Annotated in this window: 14 protein-coding genes; 3 read left to right on the top strand and 11 right to left on the bottom strand. The window is 53.9% G+C overall.

The annotated features are described in order from the left end of the window. Positions 1-59: 59 nt before the first annotated feature. From CGZ75_RS20300 to CGZ75_RS20290, 3 genes are all read right to left on the bottom strand, one after another. A complete protein-coding gene (locus CGZ75_RS20300) occupies positions 60-1910 on the bottom strand; it encodes a hypothetical protein (RefSeq protein ID WP_141136846.1) in 1851 nt (616 codons plus the stop codon). A 157-nt stretch (positions 1911-2067) separates the two neighbouring features. After that, positions 2068-5097: an Ig-like domain-containing protein gene (locus tag CGZ75_RS20295; protein WP_141136845.1), complete on the bottom strand. Its 3030-nt coding sequence runs from the start codon at positions 5095-5097 to the stop codon at positions 2068-2070. A gap of 352 nt (positions 5098-5449) precedes the next feature. Then, on the bottom strand, positions 5450-6634 hold the full coding sequence (locus tag CGZ75_RS20290; RefSeq protein ID WP_089526110.1) for a YhgE/Pip domain-containing protein: 1185 nt from the start codon (positions 6632-6634) through the stop codon (positions 5450-5452). Between the two features lie 185 nt (positions 6635-6819). Here CGZ75_RS20290 and CGZ75_RS20285 point away from each other — a divergent pair, with 185 nt between their 5' ends. The 3 genes from CGZ75_RS20285 (at position 6820) to CGZ75_RS24795 (ending at position 9934) form a co-directional block, all read left to right on the top strand. Further along, positions 6820-7425: a TetR/AcrR family transcriptional regulator gene (locus CGZ75_RS20285; RefSeq protein WP_089526109.1), complete on the top strand. Its 606-nt coding sequence runs from the start codon at positions 6820-6822 to the stop codon at positions 7423-7425. A gap of 377 nt (positions 7426-7802) precedes the next feature. Next, positions 7803-9665 (top strand): proline--tRNA ligase, encoded by a 1863-nt coding sequence (locus tag CGZ75_RS20275; protein WP_089526107.1) that lies wholly within the window; start codon positions 7803-7805, stop codon positions 9663-9665. Positions 9666-9739: 74 nt separating this feature from the next. Then, positions 9740-9934 carry a hypothetical protein gene (locus CGZ75_RS24795; RefSeq protein WP_141136844.1) on the top strand — a complete coding sequence of 65 codons (195 nt, stop codon included), beginning with the start codon at positions 9740-9742 and terminating at the stop codon, positions 9932-9934. Between the two features lie 14 nt (positions 9935-9948). On the opposite strand, the gene CGZ75_RS24790 is transcribed toward CGZ75_RS24795, so the two are convergent. The 8 genes from CGZ75_RS24790 to CGZ75_RS20240 all read right to left on the bottom strand — a co-directional run bounded on the left by CGZ75_RS24790 (position 9949) and on the right by CGZ75_RS20240 (position 17037). After that, on the bottom strand, positions 9949-10152 hold the full coding sequence (locus tag CGZ75_RS24790) for a hypothetical protein (protein ID WP_141136843.1): 204 nt from the start codon (positions 10150-10152) through the stop codon (positions 9949-9951). Positions 10153-10570: 418 nt separating this feature from the next. After that, positions 10571-11554 (bottom strand): ring-cleaving dioxygenase, encoded by a 984-nt coding sequence (locus CGZ75_RS20270; RefSeq protein WP_089526106.1) that lies wholly within the window; start codon positions 11552-11554, stop codon positions 10571-10573. 25 nt (positions 11555-11579) lie between these two features. After that, the gene (locus CGZ75_RS20265; RefSeq protein ID WP_089526512.1) at positions 11580-12191 is read right to left on the bottom strand and encodes an alpha/beta hydrolase; all 612 of its coding nucleotides are present in this window, start codon (positions 12189-12191) and stop codon (positions 11580-11582) included. Between the two features lie 8 nt (positions 12192-12199). Further along, complete coding sequence (locus CGZ75_RS20260; RefSeq protein ID WP_089526105.1) at positions 12200-13150, bottom strand: ring-cleaving dioxygenase; 951 nt, start codon at positions 13148-13150, stop codon at positions 12200-12202. Between the two features lie 72 nt (positions 13151-13222). After that, positions 13223-13648, bottom strand: coding sequence for a MarR family winged helix-turn-helix transcriptional regulator (locus tag CGZ75_RS20255; RefSeq protein WP_089526511.1), 426 nt, complete (start codon positions 13646-13648; stop codon positions 13223-13225). A gap of 272 nt (positions 13649-13920) precedes the next feature. Next, positions 13921-14943: a C40 family peptidase gene (locus tag CGZ75_RS20250; protein ID WP_089526104.1), complete on the bottom strand. Its 1023-nt coding sequence runs from the start codon at positions 14941-14943 to the stop codon at positions 13921-13923. 229 nt (positions 14944-15172) lie between these two features. Beyond that, positions 15173-16714, bottom strand: a complete 1542-nt coding sequence (locus CGZ75_RS20245) for a solute symporter family protein (protein ID WP_089526103.1) — start codon at positions 16712-16714, stop codon at positions 15173-15175. Beyond that, positions 16711-17037 (bottom strand): DUF485 domain-containing protein, encoded by a 327-nt coding sequence (locus CGZ75_RS20240; protein WP_425436553.1) that lies wholly within the window; start codon positions 17035-17037, stop codon positions 16711-16713. Before CGZ75_RS20240 ends, CGZ75_RS20245 begins: the two co-directional genes overlap by 4 nt. Positions 17038-17191: the final 154 nt, after the last annotated feature.

Raw genomic sequence — 17191 nt, 5'->3', positions numbered from 1 at the left:
GTAGGTGAGCCTCCTTGGATGGAAATCTTTTCTTCTAATCCAAGTATACCATCCACCTTTCATTCCGTGTCAGTGATCGGATTGACGACAATAACACCTGTGTCAGCGCCGACGATTCCAGCGGAAGGCTGCTGAACGTTGACCGTAAGCGAAGAGAACGGTCCCAACTGATTGATTTCATTGCCCGTAAACGTCACGCCCGTAGCATTTTTCACCCAAATAACCGATGTAGCATCAATGCCCTTATCCGCGCCATTATTGTTCGGAGTCGTCTGATGTGGATTGAGGAACTGATTCCCGCTCACCGTCGCGTTGTTCACGTTGGTCAGGTTCAAGTTCAGTCCGTTGATGGAATCGAATATGTTGTCCTCGATGACAACCGTGTCAAACGCCTTCATGTTTGTAACATTTTCACTAGTAAAGCTGACAGCGCCGGCCTGATCGGACCATGGCATATAATGATGATATCCCGTGCCGATAAACTGATTGCCGCGAATGGTCAGATTTTGACCCGCCCCGGCATGAGAGTCGCTCACTCCCTCCGGCGATACAACAATCGCTTTGTCCCCTCCACGGAAAATATTGTTTTCAATGAGGCCGCCGCCGGCTTTGAGCAGCATGCCGCGCCCTGGGCTGTACACCTCGTTATTGCGGAACGTGAAGCCGTTGCTCATTCGGTCGGGACTGAAAATAAGATCCTCCGCCTGAAACGGCGAAGTCCGGTCCAGCTTGATTTTATAATAATTGTCGCCCGAGAAGCGCCATAGCGTATACTGAGCCGCCGTGTCGATCTTTTGCAAAATGGCGGGGTCGATGCCAGCCGAAGCTTTTGGCACCTTCTCCTGCGATACAACGACGGCTTCCGGCGAATTGTTGAACCGTTTCAAGCGATCACCGGGGCGGGGGATTTGCGATTCATCGCGGAGCACAACGGTAATTTCATCTCCCTGCACCTTCACAACGCCATAATCGCCGGACTGAATGCTAAAGGAATCGTCGCCTGCGTTTTTAATAATTGAATTTTCGACGGTGGGGCCAAGGCCGGACGTCTTGAATTGAATGCCGTCCCATACGGAAGTAAGCAGCGGGGTCTCGGCAGCTCCAGGCGGAACCGGCCCGGGAATAAGCTTAAAACCGTCCAGCACCGTTCCACCGTCACTGTTCGCTTCGATGAAAGCGAAGCCGGGGGCGGTATGAACCGTCACATTGCGGAATTCCACCCCACTGCTTCGCTCCACCGCGATTGCATGCGGAATACCGCCCGCGCCCGGTCCGCCCGCAACAGTTACAGGGTCGTTTACGGCGGCATTGTTTCCGACGCCCGCCAACGAAATGCGCAACGAACCGTTCGCGTTCCAAGCCGCTGTTGTGCCCCATAGATGATTGATGCCTCGCTTCTGAAAGCCGGTAGCCGGGTCGTACACCGTCAGCCTCGTATATAGCTCATGAGGATAACCAGCGCTGATTGCAATATCAACATAGGATTTGTCAGCCGCCACAGCCGTAACTTTGCCCTGGGTAAAAGGCAGCGGGTCATAGTTAATTGTCATGCCTCTAATAATTACGTTGGCACTGTTCCATATGGAAAGCGCCCGCGTCAGCGTCGTCCCGACGACTGTTACGCCGTTAGCGATTATTTCTAAATTATTAGCATTTTCGATATTCAAAATCGTGTTTTGCCCCGACTTCGGCCCAATTCGGTAAGTGCCGGGCGGAATCGTCAGCTGGGCCTGATTTTGCGCAATCGCCGTTGTAATCATGTCCTGGATATCAATTTCCGCCAAATTTGAAGCGCTTTCATTTGCAGACGCATTTAAACCCGAGAACCCGCTGGCACCTCCCATAAACATCCCGACCGCCAGCAAAACGACGCCGAATTTGCCAAGCGTGCCTTTAAGGCTCATGTTCATTAATCCAAACTCCTTCCTCGATTTGGATTTCATACAGCCTGATTCATTATTTTGGTAAGCGCATACACCTCCTTGGTACCCTTTACCCTTAAATTATTTATTTGTATCATAATTTCGATATAAAAATAACGGCCCCTTAGGGCCGCTAAAACCTTGCTTATTTCGGATTCAGAACACGAACGCCGGTATCCGCTCCTTTAATGCCCGAGGATGGCTGCTGCACATTGATCGCCACCTTGGAAAACGGCCCCATGCGGTCGATCTCGTTGCCCGAAAACGTCACATTCGTCGTATTTTTCACCCAAATAACGGATTTGGCATCGATAGCTTTTTCCGCTCCGTTATTGTTTGGAGCCGTCAGATGTGTGTTGAGGAACTTGTTGCCGGTGACAACGGCGCCGCTTACGCTGCTCAGGTTAAGGTTAAGCCCGTTGACCGAGTCAAATGTATTGTTCTCAATTCGGATGTTGCTGAATGCTTTGACGCTTTTGATATTGCCGCTGGAGAAGCTGATGGCGCCAGCCTGATCGGACCAGGGCATGTAATGATGATATCCGGTACCAATGATTCGGTTGCCCCGGATGACCAAATTACTGCCTGCTCCGGCATGCGTATCGGTAACACCCTCCGGCGAGACGACAATCGCCTTGTCGCCGCCGCGGAACTCGTTATTCTCGATCAGGCCATCGCCCGCTTTGAGCAGCATGCCGCGCCCCGGACTGTAGATCTTATTGTTGCGGAAAATAAAGCCGTTGCTCATCCGGTCCGGACTGAAAATAAAGCTTTCCTGCTTGAACGGAGCCGGGCGGTCCAGCTTAATTTTATAATAGGTTTCTTCGGTGTATCGCCAAGATGTCCATTCCCCGGCTGCACTAATCTTTTGCAGGATCGCGGCGTCGATTCCCGCCGATGCCTTCGGCACTTTCTGCTGGGAGACGATAATCGCTTCCGGCGAGGAATTAAACTGCTTCAGCCGCTCGCCGACGCGCGGTGCCTGGCTTCCATCACGCAGCACGATAACGATTTCGTCGCCTTGTACTTTCACAACCCCGTAATCTCCGGATTGAATACTAAACGAATCGTCGCCTGCGCTTTGAATGATGGAGTTTTCGACGATCGGGCCTTTACGCGCGGTTTTGAACTGGATGCCGTCCCAAACAGCGGTGAGCAGCGGTTTTTCGGTTGCGCCTTTTGGAGCCGGGCCAGGAATGAGCTTAAAGCCGTTTAGCACCGTGCCGCCTTCCCCTCCCGCTTCCAGGAAACCGAAGCCTGGCGCCGTGTGCAGCGTAATGTTTTTGAACACAATTCCTTTGCTGCCGTCAGCCGTGATAGCATGCGGGATGCCTCCTTCCTCGGGGCCTCCAGCCATCGTGACGGGGTCGCCTACAGCGGCGTTGCTGCCTACTCCCTTTAGCGTAATGCGCATCGTACCGTCCCCGTTCCAGGACGCTTTTGTCCCCCACAGATGATTGATGCCGCGTTTTTGGAAACGGGTTACAGGATCGTAAATCGTCAGTCGCGAGAACAGCTGGCGGGGATAACCCGCGTCCAGCGTGATATCCAGATAGGACAGGTCGGACGCAACCGCCTTGATACGGCCCTGGGTAAACGGCAGCGGATCGTAGTTAATCGTCATGCCGCTAATCGTCACGTTAGAGCTGTTGGAAACGGACAGCGCTCGGGTCAGCTTCGTGGCGATAACGGTCACGCCGTCGGCAACGATTTCCAAATTGTTGGCATTGGCAATATTTAAAATGGTGTTGCCCGATTGGGTTCCGAGCCGGTACGTATTGGGCGGAATGACCAGCCTGCCCTTTTTACCGTTGATGGCGGAGGCAATCATGCCTTTAATATCCATCGAGGCGAGCAGCCTTTTGACCATGTCGAGTGCTTCCAGTCTCGTCACGGGAGCCTGCGGTTCAAACTCCGCCGGGTAGGGCGAATCCGGCTCCACGATGCCCAGTCTGCTGTCCGCTTCCACGTAGGGAAGTGCCCAGCCGCTGATCTCGTTCCGATCGGTCACCCCGCTTATATTTCCCCGGACCGCATCTTGCTCCATCGCCAGATTGTAGCCCCGGATAAACATCGACGCCGCAGCCTCTCTTGTTACCGGCTCCGAAAGGCTGTCATTATCACTGACGCCGGCTGGCCCGCTTAAGCTCGCTGATTGCGAGGGGAATCCGGGCGGAATTGGCGGCGTGCCGCCAAGCATGTCCTCGTTTATGTCGAAGGGCAGCTTCAGAGCCTGCTCCAGCAAAAAGGTCAGCTCCTCCCGCGTAATCGCCCCGGCTCCGTCTACGGTTACATTTGCCTGATCGGTCAAGCCGCGATCTGCGGTTGTGACGGTAATTACAGCCGTGCCCGGACCTGTCGCGGTAACACGCCCGTTGCTCACAGTCGCGACCTGCGGATTGCTGGTGCTCCAATGCAGCTTTTTGTTGGCTGCGTTGGATGGAGCGACGTACGTTTGCAGCGTTACTGTTTCGCCGATGCCGGGCCGCAGCTCGCTTTTGTCCATATAAACGCTGCTGACAGCAGTCTCATTCACAACATTCGTATACGTCACAACGGGATTCCAGACGATATCATCCTGCCCGTTGCTGCGATCCGCTCCGCTGTTGGCTATAAAATACAGGCGGTCTCCCCTGCCAAGCGTTAGTTCCATTTCAGGAAAAGCAACCGGCCCGCTTGCGCTAATTGATTGCCATTCGCTCGTCTGTGGCCATAACTGCGTATCGTTCTTCATCAGCTTCAGCCTGGCGCTGCCGTATGATTTCGGATTAAACGTAATGAGTCCGGCTGAAATCGTTACCTTCCCGGATTCCGGGGCGCTGAACGTGCGTGATGTATCGGCGCTTGAACCCGGGGTTATGCCGCTCGCCGACACGGTGCCCCAGTCCCAGCTCTGATTTTTCCGCCACCAGTTTCCTCCGGAGTACACCGGGAGATCCTGGAATTCAGTCGCCTCAAATATCCGGTACTGGTATCTCCAATTGTTCTGGCCTTGCTTGCTTGAGAAGCCGGTCGAGGCTTGAAAGGCTGACAGGTCAGCTCCTTCGGCGTGAGCTTCTGGAACATGAGCTGGTGGGATGACCACAGCGGCGATAATTAGGCTTGCCGCAAGCAGGACGGCGAAAAATTTACGTAAACGAGACTCTTTTCCTATCCTTTTTTCTGTCTGTTTCACAATGCTTAACTTCCTTTCTTCTCCATAAATTTGTTGTTAAAACGAGGAATTACCACTCCCTTCCGGTTAATATCAATAAAGTAATTCGTTTAATCTATCGACTACGATGAACAAATTCGAAATAGTGATTATGGACTATGAATATAGTCTTACTAGCGATATAAATCTATCATTATACAAGAAAAACCAGTCCATTCGCAGGAATGGACTGGTTGAAGATATATACCCGATGAAGGTGGCAGCTCTGTCAAAGGTCCGCCCTATGACTCAGCTCTTCTTCCGGAAATCCCCCCGTATTTATTTCATTGTGCACGGACGGTTCCCCGCTTCACGAAGGAATGCTTGCGGCCAGTTATGCCGTTTCAGTGGCAGCTTCAAGATTGGAAGAGGACCCTTTGCCGCGGCGTAAACCCGCCAAAACAAGCAGCACGAGGAATGCTCCTCCGACACTCCCGATGACGGCGATGTTGGCAGTCGCGGCGTCCAGCCCGCCGAAGTACATCTCCTCGCGCAGTCCAACAGCTGCAAAGCGCAGCGGCGTCCAGGAATAGATCCAGTCTCGCGAAGCTTCCGTCAAAAATTCGGGAGCCATGTTCAGCACCGGCATGGAGAAGAACATCACCAAAACCAAAATCGGCATCGCCGCCATGCCGAGCCAGTTCAGCAACGCGGATTGAATCAAATAAAACATCATGCCGGCCAGCCATAGGAACAGCCAAGCCCCCGCAGCATCATATAACTCCATGCCGTACCACGCCGAAGCCATCCAGACGAGGAACGCGGCGGCGATGCCTACGATGACCGCGCCGATTACCGGTTGACCAAGCACGGCGGACAGTCGTCCCGTTCCGCTTTTCATCGCTGCCGTCCCGGCAGTAAACAGTAAAGCCGCCGTCACGAGACTGCCCATCCACATAATTTGCACCAGCAGTCCCGGCGCGTTGCCGCCCGCGTTATTGACGCCAACCGCATGCAGCGTTTCTTCCTGAACTACAATCGGCGCAAGCAATGCTTTCGCCGTTCCGATTGGCAGTTGCTCGCTCTTGGCGCTGAGCTGCTGCAGCATAGACTGGGCCATGCCCTGTGACGCCAGCGCCATCGCCCCATTGAGCCCTTGCTTAACCGCAGCAGCTGCCTGTGAGTTTGCGCCTTCACTTGTCAAAATGCGTACGGTTGCCGGTTTTGGCGACGGTCCCGCTAGCGAAGCCGCTCCCGCGCTTAAATCCGCAGGCAGAACAAGCGCGCCGTAATACGTACGATCATCGATGCCGGCGCGAGCCTCCTGCTCGGACTTAACGATCGTCCATTTAAACGGCAACTTGGCGTTCCCGGTCAGCTGTTCCTGTAGCTGCTTGCCTGCCTCAAGCCTTGCCCCGCCGGGCATGTCGGCTCCTTGGTCCAACATAACGAGTGCCACCGGCACATCCTTCGGCTTGATGCTTACGACAGAACCCATCATCGCCGCACCAAATACGACCAGTACAGCGAGCACAAGCAATACGCTGACAAACGTCATTTTTTGCTTAAACAGCCCCATCCGATCCTCACTCCTCTGTTCTACCTATAATCAACATCATGTTGAATAATGTTCATACTGTTGATTATAATGACGTTAGAGAAGAGTTCAATCATCAAAGGGGGGCCCTATTGTTTCGTAATCAACAAAGCCCGCTACAAATGTTTAATAACACAAAAAATGATTGATGGAAGGCAGGAGGGGCAATGGCCGAGAAACTGGACCGCCGCAAAGCGAAGACAAAACAGCATTTGTACCAAGCGCTAATGTCCCTGCTGGCAGAGAAAAGCGCGGACACAATTACCGTGACAGAGATCGCGGAGCGCGCGAATGTAAACCGCGGCACGTTTTATTTGCATTACAAGGATGTCGCGGATATGCTGCAGCAATTAAAGGACGAGGTGTGCGAGCATCTTAGCGAACGCATCGAAAAGCTTAATCTTGCCGATGCGATGCGCTACGCCGACATGGAGGAGCCTTATCCCGTCAGTGTGAAATTATTTGAGGAAATTGCCAATCATGCGGAGTTTCTTCGTTTGATGCTGGGGCCAGGCGGCGACCTTACCTATGTCATTCGGCTGCGAGAGCTGTTTACGGCCCGCATGTATCATAACTTGCAGCTGAACATGCCGGACAAGCTGTCCATTCCGATGGATTATTTGGTTGCCTATTTGACCTCGGCCAACTTCGGCGTTGTCTTGCATTGGATTGAAACCGGGATGTCGATTCCGCCGGAGAAAATGGCCAAAATCATGTCCAGCACCGTCAATTTCGGCCCGCTCGTTACACTCGGTATTCGGCAAGCGCCGTAAGGATAATTCCTCCTAAGCTCTCTTGACCGCCACAGGCAAGCTGAGGTATGGTATGGACTAATCCAACGACTACCACATAATTGCAATCAGCTTTGACCAAGGCCACCCCATTCCCGCACCGCCGTCCAGAAAGAAAGCCCATCGGCTGAGAGGCTTTCCGCGCGGAGGAATGGTCCCCCACCTTGCGAGCTGCAGCATGCCTTGCGCTTCAATGCGCTCCGGTATGCCGCCGGCCTTTGGGCCGTTATCCATTTTGAGGGTTTCTTCCGCCGCGTGCGGGAAGCCGGAACCAGGGTGGTACCACGACGCATTCGTCCCTGACGGATGCGTCTTTTTGTTTTTTTAACGGGGTCAATCATTCGAGGAGTGTGATATTTATGCGCCAAAGTAAAATGCTGCTTCCAACTCTAAGGGAAACTCCGAGCGAGGCCGAGGCAGCCAGCCATGCGCTGATGCTGCGCGCCGGATATATCCGCCAGCTTGCCGCAGGTGTGTATACTTATCTGCCACTTGGCAGAAGAGTACTGCGCAAGGCCGAGGAGCTGATCCGCCAAGAAATGGACCGGACTGGAGCCCAAGAAATGTTTATGCCTGCGCTTCAGCCAGTTGAGCTTTTGCAACAGTCCGGTCGTTATGCGGTGTATGGGCCGGAGCTGATGCGTCTTCTCGACCGTCATGAGCGGGAATTCGCCCTTGGACCAACTCACGAGGAGGTTATAACGGCGCTGGTGGGCGGCGAGATTAACAGCTACCGTAAGCTGCCATTAACGCTTTATCAGATTCAGACCAAATTCCGCGACGAGCGGCGACCTCGCTTCGGCCTGCTTCGCGGCCGGGAATTCCTGATGAAGGATGCCTATTCCTTTGATGCGGATTGGGCCGGAGTGGATGTTTCCTACCAGAAAATGCTTCAGGCATACCATCGCATTTTCTCCCGAATTGGCCTGCGTTATCGAGCTGTTGAAGCGGACCCAGGCGCGATTGGCGGTGAAGGCGGTACGCATGAATTCATTGCACTGGCCGACATTGGCGAGGATACAATTGCCACCTGTGAGTGCTGCGGGTACGCTGCCAACTTGGAAAAGGCCGAGGGGAGGATGGCGGAGCAAGAAACCTCCCGGATTGAGTCCGAGGCTCAGACTCAGACTCAGGCTCAGGCTCAATTTCAGTCCCAATCTCAGTCTGAATCTCAGTCTGAATCCCAGTCCCAGTCTAAATCCAGCACCAAAGCTGCTGACCATTCGAAAGCTCCAAGCAAGCTGCATACTCCAGATGTTCGCACAATCGCGGAGCTGACAGCATTTCTCAACCTGCCCGCCACCTCGATTCTTAAGACGGTGTTGTTCACGGCAGGCGGCAAACCAGTTGCGGTTGTGGTACGCGGCGATCATGAAATTAACGAGATTAAGGTATTGGAACGGATGCGGCAGGAAGGCTTCGCGGAGGCCGATGATGCCATTACACTTGCCGATCCCGACACTGTGCTTCGGGTCACTGGCGCGCTGCCCGGCTTTGCCGGACCGGTTGGAATTGCAGCTCCACTGCTTGTCGATCGTGAAGCGGCAACGCTCTCCTTTGCCTTCACCGGCGCGGGGGAGGAGCATTTTCATCTGCTGGATGTCGTTCCAGGTCGGGATTTCCCACTATCCCTAGTCGGAGATTTCCGCAATGTAGCCGAGGGTGACGGTTGCCCCCGTTGTGCTGAAGGCAGGCTGACGATGAGCAAAGGAATTGAAATAGGCCATGTATTCAAGCTTGGCACCAAGTACAGCGAAAAGCTTGGCGCTGCCTGCCTGGATGCATCCGGCAAAGAGCAGTTGTTCCTCATGGGCTGTTACGGCATCGGCGTTTCTCGTGTCCTGGCCGCATCTGCTGAACAGTTTCACGATGAGCAGGGCCTTGCCTGGCCGATCGCTCTGGCGCCTTTTCACGTACATCTGATTCCCATCTCGCCAAAGGATGCCGAACAGCAGCAGTTAACCGAGCAGTTGTACGAGCGCTTCGCTGCACTTGGCGTCGAGGTGCTGCTGGATGATCGAGACGAGCGTCCCGGTGTAAAATTCAAAGATGCCGACCTGATCGGCATTCCTGTGCGCATCATCGTTGGCCGCGAAGCCGGGAACGGCATCGTCGAGTACGCGGAACGGAGCAGCATTTCCCAGAAGGAAACCCTGCCGGTGGCAGAGGCGGTTGAGCGAGTGGTGGCTATGCTGGAGCTTATGCGGATAGAGAGTAACTGATAGGCAGCAACTGATAGTAGACTGCTACTGATAACGGGCTGGCCCCGCCGAGCTAATCAAGTAGTCGAAGTTACTTGCTTAGGACAAAAGCAACCCCGCCGAGCAAATCAAGTAGTCGAAGTTACTTGCTTAGGACAAAAGCAGCACCGCCGAACAATGCAAGTAGTCGAAGTTACTTGCTTAGGACAAAAGCAACCCCGCCGAGCAAATCAAGTAGTCGAAGTTACTTGCTTGGGACGAATGCGGTCCCCGCCGAGCAAATCAAGTAGTCGAAGTTACTTGCTTAGGACAAAAGCAGCCCCGCCGAGCTAATCAAGTAGTCGAAGTTACTTGCTCGGCACGAATGCGGCACCGCCGAGCTAATCAAGTAGTCGAAGTTACTTGCTTGGGACAAAAGCAGCACCGCCGAACAATGCAAGTAGTCGAAGTTACTTGCTTGGGCTGAATGCGGCCTGCGAACAGTACATCCATTAGTATGATCATCCACTGAACACCGGATAAAGTGAACTGACAACTACCGCATCGCGGTGAGGTTAAGCCGATTAACCTCACCCGTCAAAACCAATATACAAAAGGAAAACCCGCAGAGGATCACTTTAACATCCAAGTGTCCTGCTTGCGGGTCTTCTTTTCGTCTTCTTTTCGTTTTCTTTTCCTAATCGGGAGCGTTCGTGACTTTGCTCATTATCTTTCTCCGTTAGCCTCGCCTATTGCCCCGCCCGGTTCACTTCGCTCGCTACCTTGCGCATACCTCGCTCGTTACCTTGCTCATGGCCTCGCCTATTGCCCCGCCCGGTTCACTTCGCTCGCTGCCTTGCGCATACCTCGCTCGTTACCTTGCTCATGGCCTCGCCTATTGCCTCGCCCGGTTCACTTCGCTCACTGCCTTGCGCATACCGCGTTCGTTACCTTGCCAGCTCTGTCACCAGAGGCTTCAACCGGGCTTCAATCGCCTCGCGATTAGGCTCTAAAAACGGCGGCAGAGACAACGTTTCACCGAGCCGATCCTGTTCTTCGTCGGTGTCGAAGCCCGGACCATCCGTCGCTAGCTCGATCAGGATGCCGCCCGGCTCACGGAAATACAACGACCGGAAGTAGAACCGGTCCACGTACCCCGAATTGCCATAACCAGCCTCACTAATCCGCTGCACCCACTCCCGCAGCTCATGCTCATCCTCTACGCGGAACGCTACATGATGAACGCCGCCGCGGCCAAGCCGCTCACGCTCCAGGTCATTGCGCTCCTCGACGTGGACCTCTGCTCCGCTGCCGCCTTCGCCTACCTCCATAATGACAACATCAGGCTGCCCTGGCATATGGGAAGGATAAGCTCCTTTACGGCGGAAGCCGAGTAAATCCGTCAGCGTCGCCAGAGTAGGAGCAGCGTTACGAACCGTCAGCTGCACCGGACCGAGGCCGGTGATTCCGTACTCCACTGGAACCGGTCCTCCACTCCACGGGTTTCCGGCTGCCACACCAGCGTTATGCTCGTCGGATACGAGCAGCACACGCTGCTCCTCCGGATCGCGGAACGCCAGCGTCATGCGGCCGGCTCGCTCCAACAGGCCGTCATGATCGACACCCAACTCGTCGAACCGCCGCTCCCACCAGCTCAGCGCCTCATCGCTAGCCACTCGCAGCGAGTAAGCGGAAATGCTCGCTGAACCGGGACGGTTGCGGCCCATTATCGGCAGCTCGAAAAACGTCAGCTCCGTGCCGGGACTGCCTTTGTCATCCCCGTAGAACAGATGGTACATGCTCGTGTCATCCTGATTGACCGTCTTTTTGACGAGCCGCATGCCCATCACCTGCGTATAAAACTCATAGTTGCGCAAAGCCTTCGCCGTCATCGCCGATACATGGTGAATCCCCTTCAATCCGCTCGCCATATTGAGCTCCCCCTCTTCACAGCTATTACGTATTAAACGTTCTCTTAAACCAATCGGCAGCCGCCTGGGCTTCCGTTGACGTCAGTTGATGCCCGAAGTTCTCCCAGTGCAGCTCAACTTCCGCTCCGGCGCCGCTCAGCAGCACTTGAAGCTCCTCTGTTTCATGCGGTGGACAGATCCGGTCATTCCTGCCTGCGCCGATGAACACCGGCATGCCGGGCAGCTCGGGCAGCTGCAAGCCACGACGCGGCACCATGGGATGATGCAGCACCGCTCCTCGGAACGACTCCTGTTCGTGAAAAATAAGGCTGGCCGCAATATTAGCACCGTTAGAGTAACCTACCGCAACCATATTGCTGCGATCAAGGCCATATTCTGCTGCCGCCGCATCCAGAAACGCCTTCAGCTCACCCGTACGGAAAACGAGGTCCTCCTCATCGAACACACCCTCCGCCAAGCGACGGAAGAAGCGGGGCATGCCGTTTTCCAGCACTTTGCCGCGCACGGACAGCATTGCCGAATCCGGAGAGATCATCGCTCCCAAGCCGAGCAGATCATGCTCGTTGCCGCCAGTACCGTGCAGCAGCACGAGCACTGGTGCTTGCGAGTTTTTCCCTGCCTGATAAACATGGATCATATCCAAACTCATGAGTTAGCCCCCTTCAATTTGCGTACCTCGATCGGCAGCAGTCCTGCTTCAATCCCAGCACGATGCGGCTCATACCAGGATGGCAGCATCAGCTTGGAACCCATCTCCTCAGCAGGCTCATCAACTGTAAAACCCGGAGGGTCCGTAGCAATTTCGAACAAAATGCCGCCCTCTTCGCGGAAGTATACCGCATTGAAATACTGCCGGTCGATGACCGGAGTCGGCTGGAAACCTGCCCCCGCTGCCGCTTGACGCCATGCCTCATGCTCGTCGAAATCTTTTGCCCGCCATGCGATATGATGCACAGTTCCGGCGCCGCCGGTGCCCCGCTCCAGATCTTGCATTGGGATGTCGATGACGTTACCAAGCTCGCCGTCCCCGCGGAATCGCGCGTAACCATCGGCTTCTCCATCAGGCTTCAGTCCAAGCGTTTCGGCTAAAGTGCGGCGCGTTGATGCGGAGTTTGTGCTGAGCAGCACTGCTCCTCCGAATCCTTTGACGGCTTTGTCGGCTGGAATGCCTGCAAAACCCCAAGTGTTCAGCGGACCTTCCTCGCGCTCTACAATTTCAAGGCCCATGCCTTCGCGATCTGTGAACTGCAGGAACGTCTCTCCGAAACGTTCACTCCGTTGCAGCTCCACCTGGAAATCGGCAAGCCGTTCTTCCCAGTAACCGAGCGCGCCAGGAGGCACACTTAGAGTCGTAATGCCGACTTGGCCGCCGCCTATGGTCCCTTTGCGGGAACCGGGATGAGGGAAAAATGTAAGAATTGTACCCGGGGTGCCATGCTCATCGCCGAAGTACAGATGGTACACCTCTGGCGCATCGAAGTTGATCGTTTTTTTCACCATCCGAAGTCCCAGTACACCCCCATAAAAATCTACAATTCCCTGCGGATCTGTCGCGAAAGATGTAATGTGGTGAATGCCGGCAGTTACTGGTTTCATAATAAATCCTCCTCAATTATCTTAAAGTTAAAGTATTTGATCTGCGATCATGATTTATGTGAAAGATGCGGTCTATCCCGCATCCGCTCCCTTGCCTAATTTCTTAAGCAGTTCGGCTGCCTGTTGTTTCTCTGCTGGGTTCAAACCGACTGTCAGGCGGTGAATCTGCTCGGCATGCTTCGGAAAAATGGAGTCGAACAGCTCTCGCCCTGCATCTGTCAGCTCTGCGAACGTTACTCGTCTGTCCTCCGGACATGGAATCCGTCGCAGTAAATCTTTTTTCTCCAACTTGTCGATGTTGTACGTTACACTGCCGCTAGTGACCAGAATCTTCTCGCCGATCTGTTGCAGAGGAATGCGCCCCTTATTATAGAGCACTTCCAGTACAGTGAACTCCGACGGAGACAGGCCATGACCCTTCATGTCACGGATCGCCTGATCCATAATCGAGCGATAAGCTTTGGAGAGCACGACGAACAACTTCAGCGACAGCTCCATGTCATCCGACAGTGATTCCCTCTCCTGCTTCTGCAACGGCTCCAAACCATGAACCTCGTTTGTGTTCGCTTCGCTGTCATTCTGATTTTTACCCATCGGCTTTGACCTCCTCGCTCTCAATATGTCTTTACTTCAAATATCTTAAATTAAAAATAAATGATTTGGAAGCACCTGTCAAGCACTTATTGAACTTGTTCAACTATAACTACCGCTGCATGAAAAAGGGGGCTGCATTCAGCATTCATTATGCCCTGTATCCGCCCCCGCCCCTCCTACAAAACCCGCTTAGCGAATAAGAAGCGCCCTTTCCAATAGCTATTAAACTGGCCTTCAACGACGCCTGGCTCTCCGTAGGTGTGAATCATTTTACCATTACCGATATAGATGCTGACATGACCTACAACACGGTTACTCTCAAAGCGGCCAGGGGTGTAGAAGAACAGCATATCGCCCGGCTTCAAGTTACTCTGTGAGACTTTTTTGCCGAGTTGGCCCTGCTCGCGCGCGGTACGTGGAAGTGAAACACTTACCTTATCGAACACATGCTGCGTAAAGGAAGAGCAGTCGAAGCTTTTTGTTTCCGAATAACTTGCCGCTCCAAAGTCATAGGGGGCTCCCAGAAGTTTGCGAGCTGCAGATACAACCTTAGTTGCGGAATTGCTTGCTTGCATGTTGTAATCTTCATCTTCATTTTCATCTTCATCAATTGACTCCGCCCGAGTGGAATCCGTCATCTGCATGGAAATGCCGCGCTGCGTGCTGGAATCCGCGGTATCCTTCATCGGGGTAACGTTCAGCTCCCGGGTGGAAGCGTTCCAGCGAACGGGTGTTTCTAACAGCGTGGTCAGAGATTCGGTCGTGACGCTCGGTTTGCCGCTGACGGAGCGTGGAGCGTCTGGTAACTGGACGTTCCGGCTGCCCGACTTGGCGTTGCGTTCGCCGATGCGAAGCCGATACGCTACATCCGTATCCCCAATTGCATAACCGTCGCGCATTTCCTTAAGCTTCATGTTCATTACCCTTGCGGCAAGCTCGAGCGGCACCCATACCTGTCCGTCCGCATCCGATGTCATCGACACGCCAGCTTCACGAGTTTTGCCAACTACAATGGAGCCTGCTCTCAATTGCTGGGAAAGCTGCTGCATCTCCTGCTGAGATTGCTGTTTCAACTTTATATTCGAGTCACTATGGGGCCGCTCGCCCTGCATTCCGCAACCGCCGAGCATAATTGCTGCCGATGCAGCCATCAGCATAGCCGGCTTGAGTGCGCCTGCAAGCCTTTTATCCGTTGCCATTCCTACCACTCCCTGCAGTGTTATGACAACCGAAGCTCTGCTAGTGCAAGTTTCACAATTGGTGGTAAATGAGATCACTCCGGCGTCGTCGCTCCTTAGAGTGGTTTTGATCGGAAAAATTATGCATTAGCAAATGCGAAGTTTCCTTATCGCTTCTTAGCTCGTCCAACGCTGAAAAAACCGCATGCCGCCATCATAGGATGACAAACATGCGGCTCATCGGCAGATTTTACGACGTCGGCAGCTCCGAAATACCGGTGTTGGCTTTGACGAGCACTTCGTCGAATTTGGCCTCGTTCGTCTTGGACGACAAGTATGTGCCAACGATGGCGCCGAGGAAGCCGAGCGGAATGGAAATGATGCCCGGATTAGTCAGATCGATCAGTGGATCGCCTACGAGAATGGCTTTGCCTGCGACGGGATTCCATACATTCGGGCTAATAGCGACTAGGAACAACGAGCTGATCAAGCCGCTCAGCATGCCGGTGATGGCGCCTGCGGTATTGAATCTTTTCCAGAAAACGGTGAACAGCAGTACGGGCAAGTTGGCGCTGGCGGCGACCGCGAAGGCGAGCGCCACAAGGAAAGCCACATTCATCTTCTGCGCGAACAGCGCTAGAATGATGGAGATGACAGCAACGCCGACGGAAGCAAGCTTGGCTGCGCGCATCTGCTCCTTTTCCTTCGCTTTGCCTTTGCGCAAAATATGGCTATAAAAATCATGAGCGAAGGCAGAAGCCGCCGAAAGGACTAGACCGGCTACGACCGCAAGGATCGTGGCGAAAGCGACTGCCGAAACGAACGCGAACAGGAACTCTCCACCGAGCGCTTTGGCCAGCAGCGGCGCCGCCATATTGCCAGCCGCATTGGCTTCAATAATTGCAGCTTCGCCGACAAATGCCGCCGCACCGAAGCCGAGGAACAGCGTCATAACATAGAAGATACCGATGACCCATGTGGCAACAACGACCGATTTGCGCGCGGTAGGCGCGTCCTTAACTGTGAAAAAGCGAATCAGAATATGCGGCAGCCCGGCGGTGCCGAGAACGAGAGCCAGGTTGAGCGAGATTGTGTCGAGCCCGCTGGTGAACTTGTTGCCGGGATTGAGGAAAGCTTCCTTGAGCCCGGTGGCCGTTTTCATTTCCGTGAACATATGGCCGATGTTGAAGTCGAACTTGGCGAATACGATTAGGGAAATGATCAGCGTACCCACGATCAACAGCACACACTTAATGATCTGCACCCAGCTCGTAGCCGTCATGCCGCCGAAGACGACGTAAACAGTCATTAGCACGCCGACGATCAGCACGGAAGCCGTGTAATCCAGACTTGGAATAAGCAGCGAAATAAGTGCACCCGCTCCGACTAGCTGGGCAATCATATAGAAGATCGAGATAACAATCGAGTTAAGCGCGGCGACACCGCGAATCTGCGACTGATTGAAGCGTGCCGCGATCATGTCGGCCATCGTGTAACGACCAAGGTTGCGCAGTGGCTCTGCTACCAAATACAGCACAACGAGATAAGCGACCAGGAAGCCGATGCTATAAAAGAATCCATCAAAGCCATACAGCGCAATCATGCCGGCGATGCCAAGGAATGAGGCTGCGGACATATAATCACCCGCGATGGCCAGTCCGTTTTGCCAGCCGGTCAACCCGCCGCCTGCGGTGTAGAACTCGCTTGCTGTATTTGTTTTTTTGGAGGCGTAATAAGTAATGACTAACGTGCCGAGCACGATAAGTAGGAATAGCAGGAAGGCGGTATTCATGAGGTTTTCCGTCCTTTCTGAGGGGCTTTACCGCGCTCCGCGATCTCGGCCTTTATTTCTTCCACCATCTCGTCAAACTTGGCTGCCTTGCGGGAGTAGATCATGCAGAGCGTCCAGGTCATAATGAATTGTGCGCTGGCGAACAGCCAGGCCCAGGAGACCGGTCCGAGTGCGGGCTCATTGAGCACCTTAGAGTAAGAGGTCATAATCGGCAGCGTGAAGTAGAAGGCGAGGAAAAAGAGACTCATCGGTAGCAAAAATCGTTTCTTCTTGCGAAGCAGCCTGCGGAAAGACTCTGAATGGGCCACATCCGTGTAAGTCAGGGGAGTTTTGGACACCGGTGTTCCTCCTCATGTAAACGCTTTATAATGACTATACACGCCTCCCCTCCCCCTCTGAAACCGACTTGGCGCGAAACGTTGAATCCGCTCCTTGAAAGGATGATATTCGGCGCTGAATGGTTAAAGCGGGTTGGCC

The sequence above is a fragment of the Paenibacillus herberti genome, from assembly GCF_002233675.1.
Lineage (GTDB): Bacteria > Bacillota > Bacilli > Paenibacillales > Paenibacillaceae > Paenibacillus_O > Paenibacillus_O herberti.
This window is presented reverse-complemented; position numbering and strand designations above follow the sequence as displayed.